Annotated in this window: 23 protein-coding genes; 12 read left to right on the top strand and 11 right to left on the bottom strand. The window is 71.0% G+C overall.

Annotated elements, in window-relative coordinates; genetic code table 11:
- Both VH969_RS09855 and VH969_RS09850 read left to right on the top strand, forming a co-directional pair.
- A partial coding sequence (locus VH969_RS09855; RefSeq protein ID WP_331973361.1) for a M4 family metallopeptidase occupies window positions 1-754 on the top strand: 754 nt, incomplete at its 5' end.
- A 183-nt stretch (window positions 755-937) separates the two neighbouring features.
- Window positions 938-1,195 (top strand): hypothetical protein, encoded by a 258-nt coding sequence (locus VH969_RS09850; RefSeq protein WP_331973360.1) that lies wholly within the window; start codon window positions 938-940, stop codon window positions 1,193-1,195.
- Window positions 1,196-1,272: 77 nt separating this feature from the next.
- On the opposite strand, the gene VH969_RS09845 is transcribed toward VH969_RS09850, so the two are convergent.
- Both VH969_RS09845 and VH969_RS09840 read right to left on the bottom strand, forming a co-directional pair.
- Entirely contained in the window at window positions 1,273-2,049 is a 777-nt protein-coding gene (locus VH969_RS09845) for a GH25 family lysozyme (RefSeq protein ID WP_331973359.1), read from the bottom strand.
- 262 nt (window positions 2,050-2,311) lie between these two features.
- The gene (locus VH969_RS09840; protein WP_331973358.1) at window positions 2,312-2,752 is read right to left on the bottom strand and encodes a MerR family transcriptional regulator; all 441 of its coding nucleotides are present in this window, start codon (window positions 2,750-2,752) and stop codon (window positions 2,312-2,314) included.
- A gap of 37 nt (window positions 2,753-2,789) precedes the next feature.
- On the opposite strand from VH969_RS09840, the gene VH969_RS09835 reads away from it, so the two are divergent.
- A complete protein-coding gene (locus VH969_RS09835; protein ID WP_331973357.1) occupies window positions 2,790-3,452 on the top strand; it encodes a class I SAM-dependent methyltransferase in 663 nt (220 codons plus the stop codon).
- A 77-nt stretch (window positions 3,453-3,529) separates the two neighbouring features.
- Here VH969_RS09835 and VH969_RS09830 read toward each other — a convergent pair whose 3' ends face one another.
- Window positions 3,530-5,794, bottom strand: a complete 2,265-nt coding sequence (locus VH969_RS09830; RefSeq protein WP_331973356.1) for a M4 family metallopeptidase — start codon at window positions 5,792-5,794, stop codon at window positions 3,530-3,532.
- Window positions 5,795-6,141: 347 nt separating this feature from the next.
- Between VH969_RS09830 and VH969_RS09825 the strand changes: the two genes are divergently transcribed.
- A complete protein-coding gene (locus VH969_RS09825; protein ID WP_331973355.1) occupies window positions 6,142-7,341 on the top strand; it encodes an AI-2E family transporter in 1,200 nt (399 codons plus the stop codon).
- A 44-nt stretch (window positions 7,342-7,385) separates the two neighbouring features.
- Here VH969_RS09825 and VH969_RS09820 read toward each other — a convergent pair whose 3' ends face one another.
- On the bottom strand, window positions 7,386-8,477 hold the full coding sequence (locus VH969_RS09820) for a S1C family serine protease (protein ID WP_331973354.1): 1,092 nt from the start codon (window positions 8,475-8,477) through the stop codon (window positions 7,386-7,388).
- A gap of 192 nt (window positions 8,478-8,669) precedes the next feature.
- On the opposite strand from VH969_RS09820, the gene VH969_RS09815 reads away from it, so the two are divergent.
- Window positions 8,670-9,782, top strand: coding sequence for an ANTAR domain-containing protein (locus tag VH969_RS09815; RefSeq protein ID WP_331973353.1), 1,113 nt, complete (start codon window positions 8,670-8,672; stop codon window positions 9,780-9,782).
- Between the two features lie 27 nt (window positions 9,783-9,809).
- Here VH969_RS09815 and VH969_RS09810 read toward each other — a convergent pair whose 3' ends face one another.
- Window positions 9,810-10,550: an ATP-binding protein gene (locus tag VH969_RS09810; protein ID WP_331973352.1), complete on the bottom strand. Its 741-nt coding sequence runs from the start codon at window positions 10,548-10,550 to the stop codon at window positions 9,810-9,812.
- 225 nt (window positions 10,551-10,775) lie between these two features.
- On the opposite strand from VH969_RS09810, the gene VH969_RS09805 reads away from it, so the two are divergent.
- Window positions 10,776-11,786: a chemotaxis protein CheB gene (locus VH969_RS09805; protein WP_331973351.1), complete on the top strand. Its 1,011-nt coding sequence runs from the start codon at window positions 10,776-10,778 to the stop codon at window positions 11,784-11,786.
- Window positions 11,787-11,845: 59 nt separating this feature from the next.
- Window positions 11,846-13,750 (top strand): CheR family methyltransferase, encoded by a 1,905-nt coding sequence (locus VH969_RS09800; protein ID WP_331973350.1) that lies wholly within the window; start codon window positions 11,846-11,848, stop codon window positions 13,748-13,750.
- A gap of 48 nt (window positions 13,751-13,798) precedes the next feature.
- On the opposite strand, the gene VH969_RS09795 is transcribed toward VH969_RS09800, so the two are convergent.
- On the bottom strand, window positions 13,799-14,083 hold the full coding sequence (locus VH969_RS09795; protein ID WP_331973349.1) for a DUF3040 domain-containing protein: 285 nt from the start codon (window positions 14,081-14,083) through the stop codon (window positions 13,799-13,801).
- A gap of 67 nt (window positions 14,084-14,150) precedes the next feature.
- The gene (locus VH969_RS09790; protein WP_331973348.1) at window positions 14,151-15,398 is read right to left on the bottom strand and encodes an ANTAR domain-containing protein; all 1,248 of its coding nucleotides are present in this window, start codon (window positions 15,396-15,398) and stop codon (window positions 14,151-14,153) included.
- A 223-nt stretch (window positions 15,399-15,621) separates the two neighbouring features.
- Between VH969_RS09790 and VH969_RS09785 the strand changes: the two genes are divergently transcribed.
- Both VH969_RS09785 and VH969_RS09780 read left to right on the top strand, forming a co-directional pair.
- Window positions 15,622-16,056: an STAS domain-containing protein gene (locus VH969_RS09785; RefSeq protein ID WP_331973347.1), complete on the top strand. Its 435-nt coding sequence runs from the start codon at window positions 15,622-15,624 to the stop codon at window positions 16,054-16,056.
- Between the two features lie 48 nt (window positions 16,057-16,104).
- Window positions 16,105-16,905, top strand: a complete 801-nt coding sequence (locus VH969_RS09780) for an alpha/beta hydrolase (RefSeq protein WP_414638457.1) — start codon at window positions 16,105-16,107, stop codon at window positions 16,903-16,905.
- A 20-nt stretch (window positions 16,906-16,925) separates the two neighbouring features.
- Here the strand turns inward: VH969_RS09780 and VH969_RS09775 are convergent, their stop codons facing one another.
- Entirely contained in the window at window positions 16,926-17,660 is a 735-nt protein-coding gene (locus VH969_RS09775; RefSeq protein WP_331973346.1) for an ATP-binding protein, read from the bottom strand.
- A 200-nt stretch (window positions 17,661-17,860) separates the two neighbouring features.
- Here VH969_RS09775 and VH969_RS09770 point away from each other — a divergent pair, with 200 nt between their 5' ends.
- The gene (locus tag VH969_RS09770; RefSeq protein WP_331973345.1) at window positions 17,861-19,033 is read left to right on the top strand and encodes an ANTAR domain-containing protein; all 1,173 of its coding nucleotides are present in this window, start codon (window positions 17,861-17,863) and stop codon (window positions 19,031-19,033) included.
- Window positions 19,034-19,047: 14 nt separating this feature from the next.
- Here the strand turns inward: VH969_RS09770 and VH969_RS09765 are convergent, their stop codons facing one another.
- From VH969_RS09765 to VH969_RS09755, 3 genes are all read right to left on the bottom strand, one after another.
- Entirely contained in the window at window positions 19,048-20,277 is a 1,230-nt protein-coding gene (locus tag VH969_RS09765; RefSeq protein ID WP_331973344.1) for a cytochrome P450, read from the bottom strand.
- Window positions 20,278-20,342: 65 nt separating this feature from the next.
- Window positions 20,343-20,798, bottom strand: coding sequence for a DUF4383 domain-containing protein (locus tag VH969_RS09760; RefSeq protein WP_331973343.1), 456 nt, complete (start codon window positions 20,796-20,798; stop codon window positions 20,343-20,345).
- 72 nt (window positions 20,799-20,870) lie between these two features.
- Window positions 20,871-21,485, bottom strand: coding sequence for a TetR/AcrR family transcriptional regulator (locus VH969_RS09755; RefSeq protein ID WP_331973342.1), 615 nt, complete (start codon window positions 21,483-21,485; stop codon window positions 20,871-20,873).
- 94 nt (window positions 21,486-21,579) lie between these two features.
- Here VH969_RS09755 and VH969_RS09750 point away from each other — a divergent pair, with 94 nt between their 5' ends.
- Together VH969_RS09750 and VH969_RS09745 are read left to right on the top strand one after the other, a co-directional pair.
- Window positions 21,580-22,587 carry an aldo/keto reductase gene (locus VH969_RS09750; RefSeq protein WP_331973341.1) on the top strand — a complete coding sequence of 336 codons (1,008 nt, stop codon included), beginning with the start codon at window positions 21,580-21,582 and terminating at the stop codon, window positions 22,585-22,587.
- On the top strand, window positions 22,584-23,465 hold the full coding sequence (locus VH969_RS09745) for an NAD-dependent epimerase/dehydratase family protein (RefSeq protein WP_331973340.1): 882 nt from the start codon (window positions 22,584-22,586) through the stop codon (window positions 23,463-23,465). The genes VH969_RS09750 and VH969_RS09745 overlap by 4 nt, the downstream gene beginning before the upstream one ends.
- The last annotated feature ends 17 nt before the right edge of the window (window positions 23,466-23,482 follow it).

Raw genomic sequence — 23,482 nt, 5'->3', positions numbered from 1 at the left:
GAGCACGTGGGACTACTACAAGAACGTCCACGGCCGCAACGGAATCCGTAACGACGGCGTCGGTGCGGAGAGCTTCGTGCACTACGGCGACGCCTACGTCAACGCCTTCTGGGACGACTCGTGCTTCTGCATGACCTACGGCGACGGCATCGGTGACGCGCACCCGCTGACCTCGCTCGACGTGGCCGGCCACGAGATGTCGCACGGCGTCACGTCGAACACCGCGGGCCTGGTCTACGAGGGCGAGTCCGGCGGCCTGAACGAGGCCACGAGCGACATCTTCGGCACCGCGGTGGAGTTCTCCACCAACAACGCCGCCGACCCGGGCGACTACCTGATCGGCGAGAAGATCGACATCAACGGTGACGGCTCGCCGCTGCGCTACATGGACGACCCGACGAAGGACGGCGCCTCGCTCGGCTGCTGGACCCCCGACGCGGGCAACGTGGACGTGCACTACTCGTCCGGCATCGCGAACCACTTCTTCTACATGCTGTCCGAGGGCAGCGGCGCGAAGAACGTCAACGGCGTGGACTACAACAGCCCCACCTGTGACGGCTCGACCGTGACCGGCATCGGCCGGGACAAGGCCGAGGCCATCTGGTACAACGCGCTGTCGACGAAGTTCACGTCGACGACCGACTACCACGCGGCACGCACGCAGACCATCGCCGCGGCCGACGAGCTGTACGGCGCCGGGAGTGCGGAGTCGACCGCGGTCGCCGCGACCTGGGCGGCCGTCGGCGTCAGCTGACCCAACCGGCACACGGCCCCTGGCGTCCCGGACGCCAGGGGCCGTTGTCACGTCCGGAACATGCGCGATCGCCGAGCGCCGCCGGCCGCGCCGGATGGACACGGCGGATGGACACGGCAGATGGACACGGCGAACGGCCGGCGATGGCCGGCACGGATCCGGGCTCGATGGACAATGGCGGCCATGACGGAGAACGCCGGCTACGAGCACATGCGCGAGGCCATCGGCGTGATGACCGCGTGGGCCGGCTCGGGCGACGCGGAGTTCATGAGCACGTACTACAACAGGCTGCTCGACGACTACGGGACGGAGAAGGCCCGCGAGGTCGTCTCCGGACTCATCAACCTGTGCGGCGAGCTGCTCGCCATGCGCGCCGAGGAGCTGGGCGTCAGCGAGGAGGACACGCTCCAGCAGATCGCGCGGCAGATCGCCGACCGATAGGCGACCGGTCACCGCCCGCAAGACCAGCGGCCGGTCCCGCGACGGAGCCGGCCACTGGTCTTTCGTGGTGGCGCGGGTCAGCCGAGCGCCAGCGCCTGCACGCGGCTGTAGTCGCCGTTGAACCGGTCCTGGTCACCCGGGAAGGTGCCGGAGTCGGCGTACTGCCAGATCGTCTGGTAGCTCCAGTTGTACGGCAGCGCGCCGACCGTGGACGAGTAGCGGGCCACCCACAGCGGGTTGGTGCTGGAGAAGTCGCCGCGGTTGCCGGTGCACTCGGTCCACCAGCTCGTCGCCGTGTAGATCACCGGCCAGCGCGTCGTCCTCGCGTGGTACTCGTTGCTGAACGCGAGGATCCACGACACCATCGCCGACTGGCTCAGGCCGTAGCAGTCCCCGCCCTGGCTGGCGGTGCCCCACTCGATGTCCAGCGTGCCCGGCAAGGTGAGACCGTCGGCCGACCACGCGCCGCCGTGCGTGGCGAAGTAGTCGGCCTGGGCAGCGCCGCCGGAGGAGTCCGGCCGCGCGTAGTGGTACGCGCCGCGGATGATGCCCTGGTTGTATGCCTGCAGGTAGTTGTAACTGAAGTTCGGGTCGCGATAGCTGGTGCCCTCGGTCGCCTTGATGTAGGCGAACTTCGCGCCCTGCGACTTGACCGTCGCCCAGTTGATCGTGCCCTGCCAGTGGCTCACGTCGAGCCCGGGCGTCTGGGTGGCCGCGGCCACGACACCGGAGACGTGCTCGACTCCTTCATGGGCGCGAATACTCGCGCCCATCTCGTGGTCGACCGTGCCGACCCGGTCGCCGGCCATCGGCTCGGCCGCCGCCGTCACCGACCCGGCCAGCACGGCCGACATCGCGATGCCGATTCCGACGACCGATCTCCAGCTACGAATCGAATTCTTCATAATTCGCCCCTTTTGCCCTCGCGCAATTCACGGGCGCAGGATGCCCGCACGGACCAGTTTAGGGAAGAATCACCTGAAGTCACGATGCTGAGTTAATTGCCAACTAACCAGTTTTCCCACCGTTGCCCGCGTGACGACGACAAGGGCGGGCAGGCCCGTTTGTGCGACGGCGACTTGTGCGGGGACTTGTGCGGGGACTTGTGCGGCGACGTCAGTGACCGTGTGCCTGTTCGAGCGTGGCCCCGGCGAGGAGCGCGGCGATCCCGCGGGCGAACGTGGGGCAGTCGTGGATGTCGTCGTGTGGGCACGCCAGGCCGTGCGCGATGGCCGTGCGTGCCGCCCGCATGTGGGCGATCCGCTCGTCCAGCTCGGCGAGCTTGCGCTCGTGCAGCTCCCGCCACCCCACGGCGGCCGAGGTGCGGAGCGTTCGCAGCTCGGTGATCTCGCGCAGGGTGAAGCCGACGTCGCGCAGGAGCACGATCTCGCCGACGAGCACGACGGCCGACGACGGGTAGCGCCGCTGGCCGGAGACCCGGTCCGGCGCCGGCAGCAGGCCCAGCTGCTCCCAGTAGCGCAGGGCGGAGGTGGCGACGCCGGTGCGGCTCGCCAGCTCACCGATCGTCAACCGCGTGCCGGCCGTTTCTTCTGCCATTGACTTCAAGTGTACTTGAAGTCGTTGACTGGCGATCATGACGAGTGTTCTCCCCCGCGTGCTCCCCGCCCGCGCGATCCGCAGCATGGTGCGCCAGTTCGGTCATCCTCGCGGACTTCCCGGACGGCTGGTCGGCTGGATCATGGCCCACCGGCGGTCGAACGTGGCACGCAACCGCTGGGTGGTCGCCGTGCTGGACGTGCGACCCACCGAGCGGGTGCTCGAGATCGGCTTCGGTCCCGGGATCGCCCTCGCCGAGCTCGCCCGCCGGGTCACCCGCGGGCAGGTCTACGGCGTCGACCACTCCGCGGTCATGGTCGCGCAGGCATCCCGGCGCAACGCCGCGGCCATCGCCGCACACCGCGTGCGGCTCACCCAGGCGCCGGTCGACCGGCTACCGAGCTTCACCGAACCGCTCGACACCGTCTTCGCCGTCAACAACATGGCGTTCTGGCCGGATCCGCAGGCGCGGTTGCGCGAGCTGCGCGGCCTGCTGCGCCCGGGCGGGCGGATCGCGCTCGTCAGCCAGCCCCGCAGTCCGGGCGCGAACCGGGAGACCACGAAGCGGGTGGCCCAGGAGCTGCAGGACGCGCTCACCCGCGCCGGCTTCACCTGGCAGCGGACCGAAACGCTGGCCCTCGACCCGCCGGTCGCCTGCGTCATAGCCACCAACACAGCCACCAACCCCGCACCGCAGTAAGTGACCGGCAACCGGTGTCCGAACAGGCCGGTGGCCGGGCGCGAAGCACCCGGCCACCGGACCCTTTCACCCTCCGATCAGCTGGTCGACACGTCGTCGATCAAGAAGTTGGTCGCCAGGAACGCGTCTTCCGTGCCGGTCCACTTCAGCGTGACCGACTGGCCCGCGAAAGCGGCCAGGCTGGACGACCGCTGGACGTACCCGGACCCGGCGTTCAGGTTCGAGAAGGTCGCCAGCGTCTGGCCGTTGGCGGTCAGCGTCAGCTTGTCGTAGGCCGCCGACGGCTCGTCCTCGGTGTCGATCCACAGGTAGTAGCTCAGCGTCGCGTTGCAGCCGGCCGGAACCGAGATGGTCTGCTGCAGCGTGTCGGTGTGGGTTCGGCCGTAGCCGTCGAGCCACGCGAAGCCGTTGCCCGCGTGGGCGTTGGCGCCGGTGTTGATCACACCGGTGGTCGCGGTCCACCCGGTACCGCCGCTCTCGAACCCGCCGTTGCTGATCAGGTTCTGGCCGCAGCCACCGCCACCGCCGCTGATCGTGAACGTGAACTGCGTCGACCCGCTCTTCACCGGGTTCGAGCTGTCGGTCACGTTCACCGTCACGTTGAACGTGCCACCCGCGGACGGGGTGCCCGACACCTGGCCGCTCGTCGAGTTGATCGAGATGCCCGGGGGCAGCCCGGTCGCCGAGAAGTGGTACGGCGAGGTGCCGCCGCTCGCGGTGATCGTGAACGGCGTGATCGCGGTGCCCACCGTGCCGGTCTTGTTGCCCGGGTTGCCGACGGTGACGCCACCGCTCGCCGAACAGGTCGGGTCAGCGGACTGGGCGGGCACGCTCACCGCGTCCCACGCCTTCTTCGTGGCGTTGAACAGGCCGCAGGTCGCGTCGAGGTTCTTCGCCGAGGTCAGCGTCCAGGTGCGGTACTTCAGGTACGAGCTGCTGGAGGTCTTCATCAGCATGGCGCCGTACATGATCTTCATGGCGTTCTGGACACCGACGCCCGTGAAGGTGGTGCTGTTGCAGGTCGGGCTCGTGGGCTGGCCGTTGGTCGGGTTGGTGCCCTCGGCCAGCAGGTAGAACCAGTGGTTGCCGGGGCCCGCTGCCGCGTGCACCTCGGTGTTGGGGATCGAGCTCGAGTAGCAGTTCGGGTCGCCGATCTGCGACGGGTTGTACATGATGCGGATCGGGCCCTGGCCGACCAGGTTCACCTGCTCGCCTACGGTGAAGTCGGGAACGTCCCTTGTGGACTCGTTGGCGAACCACTCGCTGCCCGCGCCGAAGGTGTCGGCGACGAACTCCTGGGTGCCACCGTTTGAGATACCGCCCGGGGTGTGGTCGTCGATGCCGTGACCCTGCTCGTGCGCGATCACGTCGATGGCGCCGATCCAGCCGCCGGCCTGGTTGTGGCCGATCTGGATCTGCGATCCGTCGTAGAAGGCGTTGAGGTCGTTCAGGCCCACGCGGATCGGCCACGCGCCGCCCGCACCGTCCGGGCCGTTGCGGCCGAGCCAGGAGGCGAGCATCGCGTTCTCGGTCTGCGAACCGAAGAACGCGTCGACGCAGCCGGTCTCCCGGTTGCTCGCGGTGCCGTTGCCCCAGTTGTCGTCCGGACCGGAGAAGACCTGGTTGTTGGCCGCGTCCTGGCAGCTGAGGTTGCTGATGCTCGGGTCGCGCATGGAGAAGGTGGACCCGGAGTGCGTGGTGTTGATGGTGACCGGGTTGGCGTTCCACGCGCTGGTGCCGGTGCCGTGCATAACGTGCTCGCGGCTCTCGAGCACCTTGCCGGACTGCGCGTCGACGACGACGGAGAGCTTGCTGTAGCCCTCGCTGCCGGTGCCGGTGACCATGGTCTGGTACGCGAGCCGGGGCGAGCCGTGCGCGAAGACGACGAGCTGGGGGGCGCTCGCCGAGGTGACGGACTTCAGCTCCGTGCGGGCGGTCGCCGCGGCCTGCGCGGCGGTGAGCTTCGGTGTGGTCGAGGCGAGGTTGATCGCCTGGTTCTGGGCGACCGAGGTGTCCATGACCTGACCCGCGGAGTTGGTGATGACGACGAAGTCGCCACCCACCACGGGAAGACCCTTGTAGGTGCGGTCGAAGGGCACGTACTGCGTGCCCTTGAAGCTGATCGCGGAGTGCTGCGTGAACTTGTCGCTCGCGCTCGCGTGCAGCGCGGCGGGCTTGGCCGCCACGAAGGCGGACGCGGCGTTCGTGGCGAGCGCCTGCGCGCTCGGCGCGGCGCTCGGGGCGGGTTGTGCTTGTGCCGCGGACGTCGTGACGGCCGCGAATGCCGCGACCAGCGCGCCGGCCGAGGCCAGGACGACGACACGTCTCAATCTCGATGACATGAACCGAACTCCTCTGAGCAGGGCGCAGCGCCCCCGAGCCCTCTACCGGGGGTCACGTGCGTGAAAGAGGTGAGCCGGTTCGCGCGAACCGGCTCAAGAATCGAGCGCGGCGAAGTCCCGCACAAGAGCCGCTGACCATCAACGTATAAACAGTTAACAATATGTCCACATTGTCCCGAACCCGTCACGCGGCCACTACGCCAACTGGGGCGGGCACTACCCCGATGGCCGATAGCGTGCTGGTCTCGTCGGCAGCGCCGGCGAGCCGGGTGCGGGGACCGCCCGGGGGAGCTTCTCGCTCGTCGTGGGTGACGCAGCGACGGGGTGCGTGCGCCTAGAGTCCGCGAATGACAACTGTCGCTGAGGAAAATGCCTTCCGGTCCGGCGGTGGACCTGCCTTCGGTCTGCCGCGAGCGCTCGTCGTCCTGTTGTGTGCCGCCGCCGCTGTCGTCGTGTTCGCCGGCGTGCGGGCCGCTTCCTGGATCATCGCGCCGACCTTCCTGGCGCTCGTGATCGTGATCGCGGTGTCGCCGGTCGCCTCGTGGCTGCGGCGGCGTGGCTGGCCGGGCTGGCTGACCATCGTGGTGCTGGTCCTGTGCGTGTTCAGCGTGCTGGGCTTCGTCGCCGTGGGCATCATCGTGTCGGTGGCCGCGCTGGCGACGAAGCTGCCGGAGTACGCGCGCGACGCCGGCGACCTGGCCCGCTCCGTGACGTCCTGGCTCGCCGATTTCGGGGTCGGCCAGGAGCAGCTTCGGCAGGCCGCGAACTCACTCGACCTGAACCATGTCGGCCGCGTGCTCTCCGTGCTGCTGAGCGGCGTCGCCGGGCTGGCCACGAGTCTCGTGTTCCTGCTGGCGCTGCTGCTGTTCCTCAGCATCGAGTCCTCCGGGATCGGCGACCGGCTCCACACGATCACCGCGGAGCGGCCGGGCATCGGTGTGGCGCTGGCGCGCTTCGCCAGCGGCACGCGGCGGTACCTGATGGTGACCACGGTGTTCGGGCTCATCGTCGCGATCTTCGACACGATCGCCCTGTGGATCATGAACGTGCCGTTGGCGCTCACCTGGGGGCTGCTGGCGTTCGTGACCAACTACATCCCGAACATCGGGTTCATCATGGGCCTGGTACCGCCCGCGCTGCTCGCGTTGCTCGCCGGCGGGCCGGGCCTGATGATCGCCGTGATCATCGTGTACGGCGCGCTGAACTTCGTGATCCAGTCGTTGATACAGCCCCGGTTCGTCGGGGACTCGGTCGGCCTGTCGACCACCGTCACCTTCCTGTCGCTGGCGTTCTGGGCATGGCTGCTCGGCCCGCTGGGTGCGATTCTCGCGATCCCGTTGACGGTGTTGGTCAAGGTGCTGCTGGTGGACGTCGATCCACGTGCGCGGTGGGCGGACGCGTTGCTTCGCTCCTCGGCGAAGGAGCTGGACGAGGCGGCAGTCGCCGCGCTCGCCGAACGGCGCAAGCACCGGCGCAGGTGGCATCTGCGCCAGCGCAAACCCGCGTCGCCCGAACCCGTGCCGGACCCGGAGGAGTCCGAAACGTGAACGACCTGTCCGTCGCCCCTCCCGGACGAGAGCCGGCCGGCCGCCTAACTTCCGCTCACCGCGACGCTGGCGCTGGTCGGATTGCCGTTGCGGACGTACGCGACCTCGACGGTGTCGCCCGGCTCGTGCTCGCGCAGGGCGACGAGCATCTGGTCGACGCTGTTCACCGGTGTGCCCCCGAGCTTGGTGATCACGTCGCCGGGGCGGATCCCGGCGCGGGCGGCGCCGAGCGACGGCACGACCTGCTCCACCAGCGCGCCCCGGACCAGCCCGGTGGCGTCGGCGATCTCGGCGGTGACGGTGACGGCGAGTACGCCGATGCTCGGGTGGGTGGCCCGGCCGGTGCGGATCAGCTCGTCGGCCACGGAGCGGGCGAAGTCCATGGGAATGGCGAAGTTCAGCCCGATGCTGCCGCCCTCGCTGCCGGGCACCTGGGCGCCGGCCGAGTTGACCCCGACCTGGCGGCCGGCGCAGTCGGTCAGCGGGCCACCGCTGTTGCCGGGGTTGATGGCCGCGTCGGTCTGGATGGAGTTGACGAGCGTCGCCGGCGCGTCGCCCTGCCCCACATTGATGTAGCGGTTGAGGGCGCTCACCGTGCCCGACGTGATCGTGCCGGTCAGGCCGAGCGGGGAGCCCGCGGCGACCACCGGCTGCCCCACCACCAGGGCGGCGGACTCGCCGGCCGCGATGGGGGTGAGCCGGACCGAGTCCGGCGGCACCCGGATCACCGCGAGGTCGGTCGCCGGGTCGCGCCCCACGATGCGCGCCGGCACCTGGGCCTGCCCCCGGGCGAAGTCCACGGTGATGGTGCCCGTGACCGCGGCCGCCTCGATGACGTGGTCGTTGGTCAGCACGTCGCCCTCGCGGTCCAGCACCGAGCCGGACCCGGACCCGGCTCCCCCACCGCCCCGCACGTTGACCGTGACCAGGGACGGGAACACCCGCGCGGCCACCTCGGTGACGTCACACGGCGTCCCGGCCGGCGCCGCCCCACCCGAGCCGCCGGAACCGCGGGACCCGCCGGACCCGTTCGACGCATCCGAGCCGGACCGCAGCCAGGCCCCGACCACCCCGCCGAGCACGGCCGACACCACGATCAGGACCACCGCCGCGACGACGAGGCGCCCGCGGGTCACGTGTGGTCACCAGGGGTCCACGGCACAGGTGACAGCCTGGCCAGACTGCCCGTCCGGGTCCTCACCTCTCCGGGGTGAGGTGAACACACACGGGTCAAGTTGACCACCTCGGGGTACCCGTAATACCAGTAACGGAACGGGCGATCGCGACACGACGGTCGCCGGCGCGCATGCCGACGGGAGGCCGCAGTCATGTCCGTGCCCGACGACGCCCGGGCGCGTACGCCCGAGATGACCTCGAGGCCGTCTCTCGCGGCCGAGCGGCCGGACGAGGAGAACGAGCGGGCCGTCGTGCTCGTGCGGTTGGACGGGCTCGTCGACCTCGCGTCCAGCGGGCATCTGGGGTCGCGGCTGCTCTCCCGGCTGGACACGCCGGACGTGAGCGGCATGGACGTGGTACTCGACGTGCACGAGGCCACCGTGGTGTCCGCCGCCGGGACGCGGGCGCTCACCGAGCTCGCCGAGCGGCTCAGCGCTTCGGGCCGGCGCCTGCTCGTGGTCGCCGGTGCGCACCGGCGGACGATCGAGCTCTCCCAGGCCGGCGCGGCGCTGACGACGTTCACCACCGTCGACGCCGCCATGAGCTCGCCGCGCGCCGGGGCGCAAATACGTCCGGCGCCGGACAGCGGCGGCACCTCGTCGCTCGCCGGCGTGCTGAGCTCCGTGGCGCGGTCGCTGGAGGCCGAACCGGATCTCGAAGCGACGCTGCGCGCGATCATCGACACGGCATTGACACACATCCCAGGGGTCGAACACGCCGGCATCTCGCTCGTGGAGGGCGGCCGGCCGCGGACGAAGACGCCGAGCGCCGACGTGGTGGCCGAAATAGACGAGGTGCAGTACCGCCTCAAGGAAGGGCCGTGCGTCGACGCCATCACCGACCACTGCACGTACCGCACCGGGGACCTCGCGAAGGAGTCGCGCTGGCCCGCGTTCGGCCCGGCGGCCGTGGCGCACGGGGTCCGGTCGATGCTGAGCTACCGCCTGTTCACCAGCGAGACCACCATGGGGGCGCTGAACCTCTACTCGAGTCAGGCCGACGCGTTCAGCGAGCGCACCGAACAGGAGGGCCGGCTTTTCGCCACCCACGCGGCGATCGCGCTCGTCGGCGCCCAGAAGGAAGCGCAGCTCATCGCGGCGATCGAGCACCGGGACATCATCGCCACCGCGAAGGGGATCCTGATGGAGCGCAACGGCGTCGACTCCGCGACCGCGTTCCGCATGCTCGCCGAGGCCTCCCAGCACACCAACATGAAGCTCTACACCGTCGCGGAATGGCTGGTGGAGAACCGCCACGAGGGATAGCCGCCGACGCCGGCTGGTCAATGCCGGTCAGTTTCGGTCGCGGATCCGCATCACGGCCCACACGACCTTCCCACCGAACGTGGTGGACGCGCAGCCCCAGGTACGGGCCAGCGTGGCGACGAGTGCCAGGCCACCTCGGGTACCCCGGGCCCCGGCCGGTTCGACGAGCTCGGCCGGGGCCGGGTCGTCGTCGTACACGGCGACGGTGAGCAACCCGCGGCGCAGCTCCATCCGCAGCGACGGTGCGCAGTAGGTGTGCAGCAGGGTGTTCTCCACCAGCTCGCAGGCGATCATCATCGCGTCCGACGTGGCTGCCACCACGTCCCAGTCGGCACAGACGTCCCGGACGAACTGCTGGGCCTGCCTGGTGCCGGCGAAGCTGTTCGGCAGTACCAGCCGGGCGATCCGCCGCGGCGGTGGGTCATCGATGCGGGCCACCGCCTCGGCCACGGACGGGCACACCGGAAGGAACCGGCGCACGTGAGGCGGCGGTTTCGCATCTCCCCCGCCCGGCCCGGTGGCCAGCAGCAGCGGGAGCCCCGGCCACTCGGCCAGCTGTGAGGACACCGAGGCGAACAACGCGTACGCCGAGGCATCGGACACGGCCAGCTCGGTGAGATCGGCGACCACCGCACGTGGCTCGTCGGTGGCCGCCTTGACAAGCGCGGTGCGCAGCCTCCCGTGCGTGGCGCGGTCGAGCACGCCGCGAGGCGACACGATCGCAGCGCCGGCCATCTCCTGGAGGTCGATACGCAACTGCGACGACATGGTCCACGAAGTCCTCGTGTTCGATCGGCGCGACGGTCCGCGGGCTGCGTCGGACCGGGTACCAGTTCGCCTACCCGCCCTCACACGAACCAAACCCACCATAGGCGGAACGAATCGTGGCGGGTTTGCCGCCGTGATCACCGGGTATTCGACCCCTCTTGCCGGAATGCAGGTCAGGCGTACCGTTGGCTGGTCGGGGTTCACGCCGACGTGAGGAACCATGTGATGACGCGGTACACGCGCGACCTCGTCGTTGTCGGGGCGTCCGCCGGCGGTGTCGAGGCGTTGCGCGAGTTCGCCGCGGGGCTGCCCGGGGACCTCGCCGCCAGCGTGCTGGTCGTGCTGCACCTGCCGGCCGGCGGAACCAGTGCCCTGCCGGCTATCCTGTCCCGGTCCGGGCCGCTGCCGGCGCGCAGCGCGCGGACCGGCATGCCGATGGAGCACGGGGTCATCTACGTCGCACCGCCCAACCACCATCTGATCGTCCTCGACGGGCAGGTGGCGCTATCCCACGGGCCGACCGAGAACGGCCGCCGGCCGGCGATCAACGCGCTGTTCCGCTCCGCGGCGGTCACGGCCGGACCGCGCGTCACCGGAGTGCTGCTGTCGGGGGTGCTCGACGACGGCGTCGCGGGACTGGTCTCGATCGCGAGCCGGGGCGGCCGGACGATCGCGCAGGATCCCGCCGAAGCCCTCTACCCGGGCATGCCGCGGCACGCCATGCAGTCCCTCGCGGTCGACCACGTGCTGCCGGCCGGGGCGGTCGGCGCGGCCCTCGACAAGCTCAGCAGGGAGGAAGTGGAAGTGCACGACGCTCCGGCACCGTCCAGGCTGATGCGCTTGGAGAACGAGATCGCCACCTCGGACACGTCCGCACAGATCGGTCACGACCCGGAGGCGTTGGGGCACATGTCCGGCTTCACCTGTCCAGACTGTGACGGCGCCCTGATCGAGATGGCGCCGGGCAACAGGTATCGCTGCCGCATCGGCCACGCGTGGACCGCCGAGGCACTGCTGGACGCCCAGGGCCTCGCCTGGGAGCGGGCGTTGTGGATGGCGGTCCGCACCCTCGACGAGAAGGCGGCGCTCAGCCGCCGGATGGCCGAGCACGCGCGGGAGCGTGGCAGCACCGGCGTCGCGACCCGGTACGACCAGCTCGCGGAGGAGGCGATGGAGGCGGCGAAGCTGCTGCGGGAACCGCTGCGGGCGGCCGGCCGGCACGACCCGGAGGCGTAGCCGAACACGCGGACGCCGACACCCCGACGTGCGGGAACGAGACCGAGTAGCGTGTGTGGGTGCCTTCCAGCATCGAACCCAGCGGCGACTTCGAAGCCGTGCTGACCTACCTGAAGGAGGCTCGCGGGTTCGACTTCACCGGCTACAAACGAACGAGCCTCTCCCGGCGCGTTCACCGCCGGATGGATCAGGTCGACATTTACGACTACGCCGAGTACATCGACCACCTCCAGGTCAACGCCGAAGAGTTCAACGCACTGTTCAACACCATCCTGATCAACGTCACGAGCTTCTTCCGCGACCCGGACGCGTGGGACTACCTGCGCACCGAGATCGTGCCTACGCTGCTCGCCGAGCGCTCGCCGGAGGACTCGATCCGGATCTGGAGCGCGGGCTGCGCCTCCGGCGAGGAGGCCTACTCGCTGGCCATGGTGTTCGCCGAGATCCTTGGCGTGGACCGGTTCCGGCAACGCGTGAAGATCTATGCCACGGACGTCGACGAGGAAGCCCTCGCCCACGCCCGGCACGCGGCGTACGCCGAGGCGGCCGTGGACAACGTGCCCGCCGACCTGCTGACCAAGTACTTCGACCGGCAGGGCGGCCAGTACGTCTTCCGCAAGGACCTGCGCCGGTCGGTCATCTTCGGACGCAACGACCTGGTGCAGGACGCGCCGATCTCCCGCATCGACCTGCTGGTGTGCCGCAACACCCTGATGTACTTCAACGCCGAGACACAGACGCGGATCCTCTCCCGCCTGCACTTCGCGCTCGCCATGCGTGGGCTGCTGTTCCTCGGCAAGGCCGAGATGCTCCTGTCGCACAGCAGGATCTTCGACCCGGTCGACCTCAAGCGCCGGGTGTTCCGCAAGACCACGTCGGGCCCGGTGAGCCTGGGCACCTTCCCGACCCAGCAGGTCATGTACGACCGGCACGGTGAGATCAGCAAGTTCGACCAGCTGCGCGAGTCCGCGTTCTCGGCGAGCCCCGTCGCGCAGGTCGTGGTCACCGCGGAGGACATCGTCGCGCTGATCAACCAGCAGGCGGAGATCGTCTTCGGGCTGTCGACGCGCGACGTCGGCCGGCCGCTGCGTGATCTCGAGGTGTCCTACCGGCCGGTGGAGCTGCGCGGCTACATCGAACAGGCCAAGGTCGAACGCCGCGCGATCCGTATCAAGGACGTCGAGTGGCAGCGCGGTGCCGGTGAGGTCGTCTGGCTCGAGATCCACCTGAACCCGTTGGTGGACGGCGAAAGCGGGCTGCTCGGTGTGTCGATCGTGTTCCACGACGTCACCTCGGCGCGGGCGCTGCTCGACGAGCTGGCGCACGCCCACCGGCAGCTCGAATCGGCCTACGAGGAGCTGCAGTCGACCAACGAGGAGCTCGAGACCACCAACGAGGAACTCCAGTCCACAGTGGAAGAGCTGGAGACCACGAACGAGGAGCTCCAGTCCACCAACGAGGAGCTCGAGACGATGAACGAGGAGCTCCAGTCCACCAACGACGAGCTCCAGGCGATCAACGACACGCTCCGGGAGCGCAGCCTCGAGCTCGACGAGGTGAACGACTTCCTCGAATCGATCCTGACGTCCTTCCGGGCCGGGCTCGTGGTCGTGGACACCGAGATGCGGATCCTGGCGTGGAACCGCGGCGCGGAGGACCTGTGGGGCCTGCGCCACGACGAGGCCGCCGGGCAGCACCTGCTCAACCTCGACATCGGCCTGCCGGTGGCCGAGATCCAGCCGGCCGTGCGCAGCGCGCTGCAGGACGACAAGTTCGACACGACCGTACAGCTGGCGGCGGTGAACCGGCGGGGCAGGCGGATCGCACTGCGGGTGCGGTGCGGCGCGTTGCGCAGCCCGTCGGGCGCGGTGCAGGGCTGCATCCTGATCATGGAGTCGGAAGAGCAGGACGACCACGCCGGCCTGGCCGCCGACTCCGCCGTCGGGCGGCAGTCGGCGGAGTAGCCGACACCACCGCAGGCCCCAAGGTGCCCGCTGCGGTCGCGGCGTCGGTCAACTCGTCGGCGGGCGCCGCCGTTCCGTCCGGCGCCGCCAGTGGCCCACGCCGAGCAGGGCGCCTGCCGCGAGCGCGCCCAGCCAGAACATGACGACGGAGGCCAGCACGAGGCCGCCGAGCATCAGCGCGACCGCGAGCCAGGTCGCGGCGACGGGCGGCCAGCGGCGGGTTCCCGGTGGTTTCACCCGCCACGCGTCGAAGGACGCCGCCAGTTCCGGTGCCTCGGCACTGAGTGCGCTCTCCATCCCTCTCAGCACAGCCCGGTCGTGCCTGCTCGGCATCGTGGCCTCCCTTCCCCGGCAAGGCCGCCAGTCGATATATCCCGTTCGTGTCCACTCAGGACGCCGGTCATCGGCCGTCCGGGCGCTCCTGGCGCGATTCCCGCGCGTGCCGGTGCAGGTACTCGAGCGCATCCAATGTAGACAGTCGGGTGTGCCAGGCGAGCCAGGCGCCGCCCTCGTGGCCGATGCGATCCAGGCAGACCAGGCCCTCGTCGGTGGGGGTGCGACCCGGCTCGGCATGGCGGGTCGTCACCACTCCGGTGCAGTCGCCGGACGGCGCGAGCATGGGCGTGCTCTGCACCGAACGCAGCCTCGCCCTCGTCAGCACCTCGCGCGCCGCCGCTGAGCACAGCTTGTCGGTCGCCACGTCGCGCACCACGACCCGCCGGCGCGCCCGCAACGCCGCGCCCGGTGACTGGCCGTCGGTGCCGACGTGGGTGAAGAACGCCACGACCTCGTCGCTCAGCCCGCGGTGGCGCTGCAAGGTCAGCCCGCCCCGTACCGGATCCACGACGTACACCTCGCCGACCGTCGACAGCGTGGCCGACAGGGCGGCATCGAGAACGACGTCGAGGAACGCCGTGCGGTCGCGGGGCTGGCGCGCCACGAACGTCACCTCCGGCGCGGGCTGGCGCACCCGGCCCGGGAACCAGAACAGCGCGTCGGGCGTGTCGGGCGGGTGCGCCGCGATGACCGCCGCCGCCAGCTCGCGCATCTTGATGTTGTGCTGCTGGGACGCCTCGCGGATCAGCGTGTTCGCCGCGTCCGCGTCCGGCAGGCCGTACCGCTCCTGCAGCATGCCGATCGCGTGCGCCAGCAGCGGCCGGGTCCGCAGCTTCTCGCGCAGGTCGTGCACCCGCGCACGCAGCCGCACCAGCTCGTCGTCGCCCGCGACGCCGGGCGGCGCCGGGGTGGAGTGCGTGCCGAGCAGGCCGGACAGCGCCGAGTCCATCGTCGGGAACACTTCGAGCACGTCGCCCGCGTGCAACACGTCCAGCAGCCGGTGCACCGGGCCGTCCCCGGCCACGAGCAGCAACCGGTGCCCCGACGCGGACAACCGGTCGGCCAGCCGCGTGAACACACCCGCGGCGGCCGCGGACAGCAGCGTGACGTCCGTGAGGTCGAGGACCACATGCCCGGCATGCCGATCGTCCTTGGCCACTTCGGCCACCAGCCGCGACTCCAGCGCGCTGTGCACCGAGACGTCGATCGCCCCACCGATCCGCAGCACCAGGAGGCCGGCGAGCTCGAAGACGCGCTCCAGCCGCCACCCGGCCTCGCCCCTGCGGCTGAGCTCATCCGCGGCATCAGGCATGGGCACAGCCCTCCCCGATTTCACAAGACATGCCGCACGGCCGCACCTTGCTCCGTTCACCACCGAAGTTACTCCGTTCGCGGCAGGTTGCAATGGCGCCAGCGCGCCGGGTTTCCGGCGTTTTGCCTGCTCCGGCCCGTATTCGACGCGGCCGAGGAGGCACCTGGAGGTGGCCCCGCGCAGAGCACGTTTCGACCGTGCAGCGGGGGCGCACTCTTGCGACGTGAAGGCCGTGGGGAGCGGTCGTGCGGAACCGTTGCGCGTGCGGCGGGTCGAGTACCGGTCCGACCTCGTCGTGCTGGTCGTGGACGGCTGCGTCGAGATCAGCTCCGCCGCCGTTCTCGGCGACGCCTTCGCCCGTGCCATGGCCGACCGCGCCTGCCGGGTGATCGTCGGCGACCTCACCGCCGTGCGTTTCCTGTCCGCGGCGGGCTTGCGGGTGCTCGTCGAAGCCGCGGCGGACGCGCGAGCGCGCGGCATCCGCCTGGGGCTCGTCGCCTCGGAGTCGATCACCATGCGGGTGCTGCGGATGAGCGGCGTGGCCGCGACGATCCCGGTCTTCACCGCGCTCTCCGACGGGATCCGCGAGCTCGCGGCCGGCGCCGGCGGTCCCGACCCGGCCGGACCGGGGCGGGCCCGACGCGGCGGCACGGCATAAACGGTCTCTATCGGGGTATGCCTCATCCGAATTGGACGGAGGCTGGACGTGCCGGTTTTCGACTTCGGACGCATGATTCAGGGCCTGCGCGGGGCCGCCCGGGAGCAGATGCTCGTCGCCATGCTCGCCACGATCCCGCGGCTGCTGCGGCACGACGTGTGGCGCACCGCGAAGAAGGAGCAGGGGCGCGGCCTCGGCGTGCTGCTGGTGCCGGGCTTCGGCTGCGGCGACCGGACGCTCACGCTCACCCGCCAATGGCTGCGCACCCGCGGCTACCGGCCGGCGGGGGCGCGCATAGGCCTGAACATCGGCTGCACGACCGAGCTGGTGCACCGCATCGAGAAGCGGCTCGAAGGACACGCCGAGCACACGGGCGGCCCTGTCGTCATGCTGGGCCAGAGCCGCGGCGGATGGCTCGCCCGCATCGTGGCCGTGCGCCGGCCGGAGCTCGTGCGTGGCCTGGTCCTGCTCGGCAGCCCGGTGCTGGACCCGCTGGGCGTGCGGGCGTCCGTCGTCCGGACGGCGCGCATGCTCACCCGGCTCTCCTCGTTCGGGCTGCGCGGCTTTCTGAACGACGACTGTTTCGACGGGGACTGCTACCAGGACAGCACCGCCGCGCTCAACGCGCCGCTGCCCGCCGGCATCCCCGCCGTCGCGGTGTACTCCCGCGTCGACGGGGTCGTGCCGTGGCGGCTGTGCCAGGACCCGTGCGCCGAGTGCGTCGAGATACACAGCAGCCACACGGCGATGGCCCTCCATCCCGACTTCTACCGCATTCTCGAACCGAGGCTCGCGAGCTGGGCGGCCGACCGGGGAGCGACCGCACGGCTGTCGCGGCGAAGCGCCTGAGCGTTCTGCCGCGCGGCCCGTCAGCGAGCGTCGACCCGCAGGACGGCCCACACGACCTTGCCGCCCTGCATCGTGGGTTCGCAGCCCCAGATCCGGGCCAGCGCGGCGACGAGCGCGAGGCCGCCGTGGCCGTCCTGCCGCGCCCGCGGCTCGGCCGGCGTGGGATCGTCGTCGGACACGGCGACGGTGAGCAGGCCGCGGCGAAGCTCGAGGCGCAGCTCGGGGGCGCAGTACGTGTGCACCAGGGTGTTCTCGACGAGCTCGCCGGCGATCACCGCGGCGTCCTCGGTGTCCTCGGCGGCCACGTGCCACCGCGCGCACGTCTCCTGGACGAACCGCCGGCACAGCGCGGTGGCGGCGAAGCCGTTGGGCAGGGCTCGCCGGACGGCCCGGCGCACCGGCCGCTCCCCGATGTGCGTGATCGCCTCGGGGACCGACGAACACACCCGGACGAACCGGCGCACGTGGCTCGGCAGCCGCGCCGCTGCGTGTCCGGACCCGGTGACCAGCAGCAACGGCAGGCCAGGCCAGTCCGACAGCTGCGCGGACAGCTGCGCGAAGAGGGCGAACGACGCGCTGTCCAGGACCTCGACGCCGGACAGGTCGGCGATGACCGCGCGCGGCTCGTCCACCGCGCACTTGACCAGCGCCGACCGCAGCTTCTCGTACGTGCTCCGGTCGAGCACCCCGCGCGCGGTCACGACGGCCGCCCCGGCGAGCTCTCGAAGCTCGATTTCCAAAGTCGTCGAAGACATCAGGTGTTCCAGTGATTCCGACGTGACCCGGTGGGCCACACAGAAAACTCCGCTATTCGCCTACCCCGACGGTATGCCGGCAAACGCCCATCACCGCGTGACCTGCCCTTTACCGGGGACGAACGGTGTTCGGGAGGTTTGGGTTCGCGCCCAGGTGGCAACGCTTCGAGCAGTGAACTGGGGACCCGGGGAGACACGACATGACCGGCACTCTCGATCTCACCGCCGAACCGGTTGGTTCGGCCCTCGTGCTGAGCCTGTCCGGGGTGCTGGACCACGCGACGGCCGCGGCTTCTCGAGCGGACTTCCGCGACGAGGCGCTCGCCATGCCCGCGCCGGGCCTGCTGGTCTTCGACCTGCGGGACCTGGACCTGGCTACCGCCGCCGGCGCTCGCGCGCTCGACGACCTCGCCTCGTTGCTGCGCTCGCGGGGGATCGCGTGCCGCTCGGTGGTCGAACCTGACAGCCCGCCGGCGAAGACCCTGCGCAGCGTCGGCCTGGACGCGTACCTGCCCATGTTCGACACGGTCGAGGACGCGCTCGCCGCGGCGGCACCCGGTACCGGGCAGGCTCTCCCGTCGCTGCGCCCATCGACGCGCCCATCGACGCGCCCACCGACGCGCCCACCGCTGCGCCCACCGAGCCAGGCCGAGCGGATCGCCTCCCGGCTCGCCGAGATGACCCGGGAGGTGCTCGACGAGCGAACGGTGGCGGCGGCGATGGGGCACGTCGTCGACGCCGCGCTGGCCGTCGTCCCGCACGCCAAGGCGGTCAGCGTGACACTCCAGCGGCCGGACGGGACCTTCTACACCCCGGCCACCACCGCCGAGATCGCGGTGGAGCTCGACAAGGCGCAGTACGGAAGCGGCCACGGGCCGTGCGTCGACGCCGCCGATCCGCGCGGCCCGGCCTACACCGTCAGCGTCGACCTGACGCGGGACGAGCGATGGCCCCGGTTCACGTCACGGGCACTCGCATACGGTCTCGGGGCCGTCCTGTCGACCGCATTGCTGCCGCACGGGGCGGCCGGGGTGGCCGCGGGCGCGCTGAACATCTACACCGAACGCAACCTGCTCACCGAGGCGGACCGGGTTCGCGCCCTGCTCCTCGCCACCCACGCCTCGCTGGCGCTGGCGCACATCGCCCAGCTGGAAGCCCGCGAGTCGGAGCGCACGCAGTTCCGGCAGGCGCTCGAGTCGCGGGACGTGATCGGGCAGGCGAAGGGCATCCTCATGCACCGGCAGGGCTACACCGCCGAGCACGCGTTCGAGGTGCTGCGCAAGGCCTCGCAGGATCTCAACATCAAGGTCGTCGACCTCGCCCGCACCCTCACCACCCGCCACCACGAGATCGACCGCGAGATCGACGGCTGACACACCAGCGCCGGCTACCTCGGGACGAGCACGAACCCGCTGCCGACGCGGGCCGGCACGCGCCGCAGCGAGATCGACAGGTCCTGGTCCGGGACGTCATGGTCGAACCGGGCGAGCCACATCACCAGCGTCTCCAGGACCGCCAGGGTGAGCGGTTCGCCGGGACAGCGGTGGTTGGTGGCCGGGTCACCGGCGCCCTGGGGCACCAGCTCGAACGCGCCGATGTCGCGGCCCAGGAACCGTTCCGGGCGGAAGGCGTACGGGTCGCCCCACAGGGCTGGGTCGTGGTTGTGCCCCCACAGGTCGAGCAGCACGAGGGCGTGGTTCGGGATCCGCTGCCCGCGAAATGTCAGGTCACGCACGGCTCGCCCGCCGATGAACGGGGCGAACGGGTAGAACCGCCGCAGCTCGTGCGCGTAGGCCGTGGTGAGCTCGGAGTTGTCCAGCCCGAGCGCGTGGCGGTGTTCCGGCCAGCGGTGCAGTGCGTGGCCGGCGTAGGCGACGAACCAGCAGACCGCCACCGTCGGCCGGATGACGTTGAGGAGCTCCACCGCGGCGAGCCGGGGCGCCAGCAGCTCGCCGTCCGGCTCGCGGTGCGCCGCCACGAGGTCCAGCGCCGTCCCGGGCTGTGTCTCGAGCCGCCCCTCCCGCACGGCGGTGATCAGCTCGACCAGCCATGCCTCCCGGCGGCCCCGGGCCCGGCGCGCGCGCCAGTGCCTGGGGCCCGGCGTCGCGAAGCCGTCGACCATGGCGACGAGGTCACGCGCGACCGCCGGCACGTCGGCGGCCGCGAGCGGTACGCCGGCCCAGGCGCACACCGCGCTGGTGAGCATCCGGCTCGCCTCGTCGAACAGCACGACCGGGCGACCCGGGCGCCACGAGGCCACGACGTCGACCCACGCGGCCGAGACGCGGTCGGCGAGTGCCTTGGCCGACACCGGGGTCACCGCGGTGAGGAAGTAGTCCTTGCGGGCCCGGTGCCGAGTACCGTCGAGCGTGTGGACGGCGTGCCTGCCGAACAGCGTGTTCTGCACCGGCCAGGGCACCGCGGTGTGCCGGCGCACGTGGTCCTCGTCGTAGAAGAACCGCGCGGCGTCGGTTCCGCACAGGCCGACGGCACGCTGGCCGAGCACCCGCGTGTGCGCGACGCCGTCGACGCCGCGCGCACGCCGGACGGGCAGCCAGTCGTACCCCTCGAGCAAGGCCGCGGCCGAACTGTCGAGCACCCCGCGTGGACGTCGCATGCGGCGGGGAATGCCCGGTCGCGACCGTCGCAAACAACGCGGAGAGCTCGAGCCGGCACCCCGGATCAGACCGCGGCGCGCCGCGCGGGCGAACGGCGCAGTGCGAGGCCGAGCCCGATCATGACGACCGCCAGCGCGAGATGCAGCCAGTTGTCCGCGTCGTTGACCGGCACGAAGTTGGCCGCGCTGTCGTGGTCGATCAGCAGACCGTAGAGCCACAGCACCGCGTAGACGACGCCACCGCCGATCAGGAAGGCCGTGGCACCCGGGACCGTGCGGGCCAGAGCGATGCCGACGATTCCGAACAGCAGGTGCACGACGTTGTGCAGGATCGACACGCAGAACACGCCGAACAGCATTGCCGTGGAGTCGGGTCCGGCGAACTTCATGCCGTCGTAGTCCGTCGTCACGCCGGGGATGAAGCCGAGAATGCCGACGAGCAGGAACACGATGGCCAGCACCAGGGCGGCCGTGCGAACTGGGTGGGTGCCGCGGATGGTCTCCGCTCTTGCCGAAGTCATCGAAGTCTCCCTTGCCTGGTTGTTCTACTCCTTGACTTCGCGACGGCTACCCCCGGTCTCGAGGTCCATTCCCTAGCGCCCGGACGGGCCGTAGAGCATCGCCAGCCAGGCGTGGGTGAGCGCGTCGACCAGCTTGTCCTGGTCGTCAAAGGGCGGCTCGCCGAGCGCGGCGAGGTAGTAGAGGCGCTCGCCGAGCCAGGTGAGCGTGGCGGCGAGGGTCGTCGAGTCGAGCTCCGTGGTGATCGCGCCGGCGGCGCGGTCGGCCTCGATGCGCTCGACGGTCGTCGCGGTGAACTGGGCCATCAGGCCGCGCCAGAGCCGGGCGAGCTCCGGGTCGGTGTGTGAGTTCTCGACCACGGCGCGCAGGACCGGGGCTTGCTCAGCCCAGAGCTTGGCGCCGTCGGCGATGGACCGGCGGACGGCAGCCCGGCGGTCCCCGGCGCCCTCGTGGTCCAGCCAGGTTCGGCCGGCCACCTGCCCGCCCGCGATCGCTGCGCGCACCAGCTCGGCCAGCACGTCCTGCTTGCGCGAGAAGTAGAAGTAGAAGCTGCCGCGCGCGACCCCGGCCTCGCCGAGGATGTCGGCCACGCTGATCTCGTCGAAGTTCCGGCTGGCGAGCAGCCGCCTGGTGGCATCCAGAATCGCGGTCCGGACTGCCCGATCCGAGTCCACCGACTTGCGTCGCATGCCGGCCAGCATACTGAACGCCATGTCTATACATACAGTCTAGACAGGATGTCTAGACATCGCGTACATTCGGCCGTGGAGGGATGTGATCACGATGAGGTACCGCACGTTCGGCAACACCGGCCTCCGGGTCTCCGACTACTTCCTGGGCACGATGACGTTCGGCGAGGACTGGGGATGGGGTGCGCCGATCGAGGACTGCCGCGAGATGCTCGCCGCCTACGCCGACGTCGGCGGCAACGTCATCGACACCGCGAACCGGTACACCGAGGGCTCCAGCGAGCGGATCGTCGGCGAGCTCCTCGGCAAGGACCGCCACCGGTTCGTGCTGTCCACGAAGTACACGGTGACGATGGACGGCCGGGACCCGAACGCCTCCGGCAGCCACCGCAAGAACCTGCGCCGCTCACTCGAGGAGAGCCTGACGAGGCTGCGGACCGACTGGATCGACCTGTACTGGGTGCACATCTGGGACCCGGCGACACCGATCGAGGAGACGATGCGCGCGCTGGACGACGCCGTCCGGGCCGGCAAGATCCTTTACGTGGGCGTCTCCGACGCGCCGGCCTGGGTCGTCGCCCGCGCGAACACCTTCGCGGAGCTGCGTGGCTGGACTCCGTTCGCCGGCCTCCAGCTGCGGTACAACCTCGTTTCGCGGGAGGTCGAGCGGGAGCATCTCCCGCTCGCCGACCACTTAGGGCTGTCCACGGCCGCGTGGTCTCCGCTGGCCAACGGGCTGCTCACCGGGAAGGTCACCCGGGGCCACGACGGTCCGGCCCGGGTGGACGGGCTCGACGTTCCCGGGCGGCATCGCGAGATCGCCCGGGCCGTCGACGTGGTCGCCGACGAGCTGGGCGTCAGCTCGGCGCAGGTCGCGCTGGCCTGGACCCACGCCCGCCGGCAGTCGATCCACCCGATAATCGGCGCCCGCCGGGTGGACCAGCTGCGGGACAACATGGCCGCCGCCGAGCTGCGCCTGCCCGGCGAGGCGGTGCGCGACCTCGACGAGGCGAGCGCGATCGATCAGGGCTTCCCGTACGAGTTCATCGCGTCGAACCGCGACTTCGTCTACGGCGAAGCCGGCGCGCTGCTGCGGTCATGACCACGGTCCTCGTCACCGGGGCGACCGGGTACCTGGGCAGTGCCGCGGCTCGCTCGCTGCGGGCCAGCGGGCACCGGGTGGTGGGCACCGCCCGCACGCCCGCCGCGGCCGAGAAGCTCGCGGCGGCGGGAGTTCACCCGGTCGCGGCCACGCTCGAGCAACCCACGTCGCTCGTCGCCGCCTTGTCCACAGTGGACGCTGTGGTGCATGCGGCCTTCGGCTCCGGGGATGGCGCCGCGGCCGCGGAAACGGCCGGCGTGCGGGCGATGCTCACCGCGATCGGCGACCGGCCGTTCCTCTACACGAGCGGCATCGGCGTCGTCGGCGAGACCGGCGAGTGCCAGGTCGGCGAGGACGCGCCGGTCCGGCCGCCGGCCTGGATGGGCTGGCGGCGCGAGCTGGAGCTGGCCACGCTGGCGGCGGGACACGGCCTGGTGCTCCGGCCGGCACTGGTATACGGCCGCGCCGGCGGCCTCGTGCTGACGGGTCTCATCCGCGCCGCGCTCCAGAGCGGCGCGGCACGGTACGTCGCACCGGGTACGAACGAGTGGCCGAACGTCCACGTCGACGACGTCGGGGACCTGGCCGCGCGCGCGCTCGACGCCGCCCCGGGGACGGTCCTGCACGCGGTCGCCGGCGAGTCGACACCACGGCGGGTCGCCGAGGCCATCGGACGGCTCATCGGCCGGCCCGAGGCGACCACCGGGGTGCCACCCGACCGGGCACCCGGCATGGTGCCCTTCGCCGACTGGCTGGGCACGCGCCAGCGCGTCGCCGCCCCCCACGCCCACCGGCTCGGCTGGACGCCGGCCGGCAGGCCGCTGGAGTGGGAGGTCGAGCGTGGCTCCTACCGGTACCTGCTGGCGGAGCCGCGGTAGCCAGGACCGGTGCCGGC

The sequence above is a fragment of the Actinophytocola sp. genome, from assembly GCF_036555685.1.
Taxonomy (GTDB): domain Bacteria; phylum Actinomycetota; class Actinomycetes; order Mycobacteriales; family Pseudonocardiaceae; genus Actinophytocola.
The sequence above is the reverse complement of the archived record's forward strand: the minus strand, read 5'-3'. Positions and strand labels throughout refer to the sequence as shown.